A 3815-nucleotide genomic window follows, 5' to 3' on the forward strand; every position below is an offset into this window, starting at 1 on the left:
TGCGCAGAGCGCACGCCAGAAGGCGTTGCAAGAGCGTCTGGTGGAGGAGATACGCCAGATGCCAAGTGAGGGAAACCCTCATCAAGCACTGGTCTGACCAAATCAAACCGGATTCCTAGTTAAAAGCGAAAAGCGATTAGAATACTAACTTGACATAATGAAGTTTTATGAATTAATTAGTGTTAATGACTAGCAATAGTGTATTTAAAATTTACCTACTAAATGTAAATTTTTGTTTTTTGTCGTTTGATTAAGCTTGCTTTCTCAATGCAAATCAATTTCAATAGTTTCCTGTTACTAGTCATCAACTAAAGATTCGTGGTGTGACGGAGTTAGAGAAAAATAATGAAATCTAAGCACGTTCTTCCAGGTCTGTTGCTATCAAGCGTAATTTTTGTGTTGGTCACATCTTTTACTAGAAGCGAGGAAATATTAATAAGTGAAGTTGGCAAAGTAGAGCATCCGCCAACACGCCTCGCGGACTCTACTTAAGAAATATTTGTGGTTACCTTTACACGGGAGGTTGAACTAATCTGACAAATTAGGCGATTAAGTCAGATAGAGCCAACAGCCAAGAGCACACAATGCTCCCGTCGCCTACGTTACCAAACACGCCGTCAGTCGAACTTAACTGACAACTAAATCTCCCAAAATCCATGCTCCAAAATTGAGATCCAACAGTGGTGAGCAACTCATTTGCTTTTCTCCTTATGAATTCCTAAATAGAAATATGGGTCATTTACATAAAACTTTGGCGCGAAAACCATTCCGACTTCTAGCATTTTTACTTGGCATCATCTTTGCTTTAGTTTTGGGATGTCAGACTTCGGCACAGCTATCAAATTCGACTGAAATACTGTGGGATACTTACGGCATACCCCACATCTACGGCAAAGATACCCGAAGTGCATTTCAAGCCTTTGGTTGGGCACAAATGCAAAGTCATGGTAACTTGCTTTTGCGTCTTTACGGTCAGGCACGCGGACGTGCAGCCGAATACTGGGGAGAAAAATATTTAGAATCAGACCGTTGGGTTCAGACTATGGGAGTTCCAGAACGCGCGAGTTCTTGGTACAAAGCACAAAATCCAACTTTTCGCAACTATCTGGATGGTTTTGCTGCTGGAATTAATGCTTATGCTAAGGAGCATGCAGACAAACTTGATGATGAAGTAGAGGTAGTGTTGCCAGTCAAAGGGGAAGATGTACTGGCTCACCTAAACAGAGTCCTGCATTTTACTTTTATTGTCGACCCACAGTCGGTTGCTGGTGTTGCCAAGCAAGAATCAAAAGCCGGGTCTAATGGTTGGGCGATCGCCCCATCACATTCTGAAAGTGGCAAAGCGATGCTGCTTGCAAATCCACATTTGCCTTGGTCGGATTTATTTTTGTGGTACGAAGCACAACTTAAAACTCCCGATATTGATGCTTATGGTGCAACACTTGTTGGAATTCCGGTGTTGGCGATCGCCTTCAACAATAATTTAGGCTGGACTCACACCGTCAACACTTACGATGGTTGGGATACGTACTCACTCAAATTAGTAGAAAATGGCTATCGCTTCGATGGCAAAGTTCGTCCCTTTGAGACTAAAACCCTTTCGTTGAAGGTAAAACAATCTAACGGTACGTTAAGCGAACAACCCCTCATCGTCAAACGTTCTGTTCACGGTCCTGTGGTCACACAAAAAGATGGTTCTGCTTTGGCGTTGCGCGTTGCTGGTCTTGATCGACCTGGTGTGCTTGAGCAATGGTGGGATATGGCGCGTTCCCAAAACCTCACCCAGTTTCAATCTGTTCTCAAGCGTTTGCAACTACCTATGTTTACGGTGATGTATGCAGACAAAGATGGGCATATCATGCACCTGTTCAACGGTGATGTTCCAATTCGTTCTCAAGGTGATTTTAAATACTGGGAAGGGATTATTCCTGGTGACACGTCTAAAACACTATGGACGAAAATCCATCCCTACCAAGATTTACCGCGCGTCATTGATCCAAAAAGCGGTTGGTTGCAAAATACTAATGATCCACCTTGGACAACGACGTATCCTACTGCTATTAAAGCAAACAATTACCCTGCTTACATGGCACCGAGTTCCCTAGATTTTCCCGGCAAGTTTCGGACAGAGCGTTCTATAAGAATGCTTTCTGAGGACGACAAAATCTCTTTTGATGAGATGGTGCAATACAAACATTCGACCCGCATGGAACTGGCAGACCGCATTTTAGATGACTTAATTCCAAGAGCGCGAAAGCAGGGGGGTGAATTAGGGCGGCGAGCAGCTGATGTCCTGTTGGCGTGGGATAGACAAGCGAATGCAGATTCTAAGGGTGCTGTACTTTTTGCCTTTTGGGCACAACAGATGAACTTAGATGATAAATCATTTAGCAAACCTTGGAATCTAGACTCTCCACGTACCACCCCAGACGGTTTAGCTGATCCCAACAAAGCAGTTGCAACACTGGAAGCTGTTGCTGGCAAAATTGAAAAAGCTTATGGAAAGCTAGATATCGCGTGGGGAGATGTTTTCCGGCTACATGTGGGCGATAAGGATTTGCCTGCTAATGGTGGCGATGGAAGTCTCGGTATTTTCCGCGTCGTCGATTTTGCACCAGGAGCAGAAGGTCGCTTCCAAGCAGTTCAAGGTGATTCGTTCGTCGCTGCTATTGAGTTTTCTCAACCAGTAAAGGCGATGGCGTTGATTGGCTATGGTAATGCAACTCAACCAAATTCGCCCCATGTCGGTGATCAGTTACAGTTGTTCACTGGCAAGCAGTTGCGTCCAGTTTGGCGCGAGCGTCAGGATATTCTAGCGCATTTAGAGGAGCGCAAAGCATTCTGAATGTAACCAGGGTCACTCGCCCTTCGGGCTCAAATTCAAAGTTCAAAGTTCAAAATTCAAAATTAAAGACAATTAGTAGGAGCTTGAACTCTCTACGCTATTGTTGACCACAAAATCAAAGATTATGGTGGGGGCTCTGACCCTCATTAATTAATTCAAAAAAATTCTTCCGGATTGAACTTTGTTCGCCTTTGGCGTGCCCTTTGGGCATATTTTGAATTTTGAATTCAAAAAAGGTCAAAAAGCCTTGATTTCAGGCTTTTTGGCTGTCTGGGATGTTATGCTTATTTACGTGCCTGCTGCACCACTATGTGCTATTGCAATTTTAATATAGGGATATTACTATATCTTAACATTACAGGTGAGATTGATGGATCGTGGGAAAATAGTTGCAATTATCACAGGTGCGGTTTCCATAATTTTGGCACTTGGCTACCTCCTGCTTGTACAACTGCTAGACTTTAGGGGTGAAATGAAACCTGCTCCTATGAGTGAGTCATCGCACCAGTCATCAGTAGTCGCATATATTTTACCAGGAAATGCGCAAGCAATAGTAGAAAAAATCTACTAACTAGTATGGTACCAAGTAGCATTCAAACAAGAGAGAACTTTTGAGATTGAGTGTGAGCGGTGTAAGAATTATAGCTGGCGTTGCAAACAGTGATGGAGAAATAGGTGTTGTCGGCAATAATCCGAGCATCGGTAAGCCGCTAGTTGGGCGCTCAGATCTTGCATCTGCTTTTTCGTCCGCCAAAAAAAATATTGGCTCAAAGCTAAAGTCCGTTAAAACTGACTGGGTAAGTCTTGTAGTCCGTTTTAACTGAGATCTTGCACCCTCCGGGTTCGCCCTTCGGGTAAGCGCAAAGCGCACGCTACGCGTAAGTCCCAAAGGGACACGCTTACGCGTTCGCTCTTAGCGTGCGCTTGCGCTTACGCCCTTGGCGTGCGCTTTGCGCTTACGCAGTCGCCT

General features: G+C 44.2%; 2 protein-coding genes. Both read left to right on the forward strand.

What is annotated here, in order from left to right:
* Positions 1 to 730 precede the first annotated feature (730 nt).
* A complete protein-coding gene (locus AC5590_RS19730; RefSeq protein ID WP_169268910.1) occupies positions 731 to 2845 on the forward strand; it encodes an acylase in 2115 nt (704 codons plus the stop codon).
* Positions 2846 to 3215: 370 nt separating this feature from the next.
* Complete coding sequence (locus tag AC5590_RS19735; RefSeq protein ID WP_169268911.1) at positions 3216 to 3416, forward strand: hypothetical protein; 201 nt, start codon at positions 3216 to 3218, stop codon at positions 3414 to 3416.
* Positions 3417 to 3815 lie beyond the last annotated feature (399 nt).

Origin of the sequence: Brasilonema octagenarum UFV-OR1 (assembly GCF_963888615.1) — a bacterium.
Lineage (GTDB): Bacteria > Cyanobacteriota > Cyanobacteriia > Cyanobacteriales > Nostocaceae > Brasilonema > Brasilonema sennae.

Excerpts from the sequence above, each read along its gene's own strand:
- AC5590_RS19735 (WP_169268911.1), top strand. The coding sequence starts at position 3,216 with ATGGATCGTGGGAAAATAGTTGCAATTATCACAGGTGCGGTTTCCATA.
- AC5590_RS19730 (WP_169268910.1), top strand. The coding sequence starts at position 731 with ATGGGTCATTTACATAAAACTTTGGCGCGAAAACCATTCCGACTTCTA.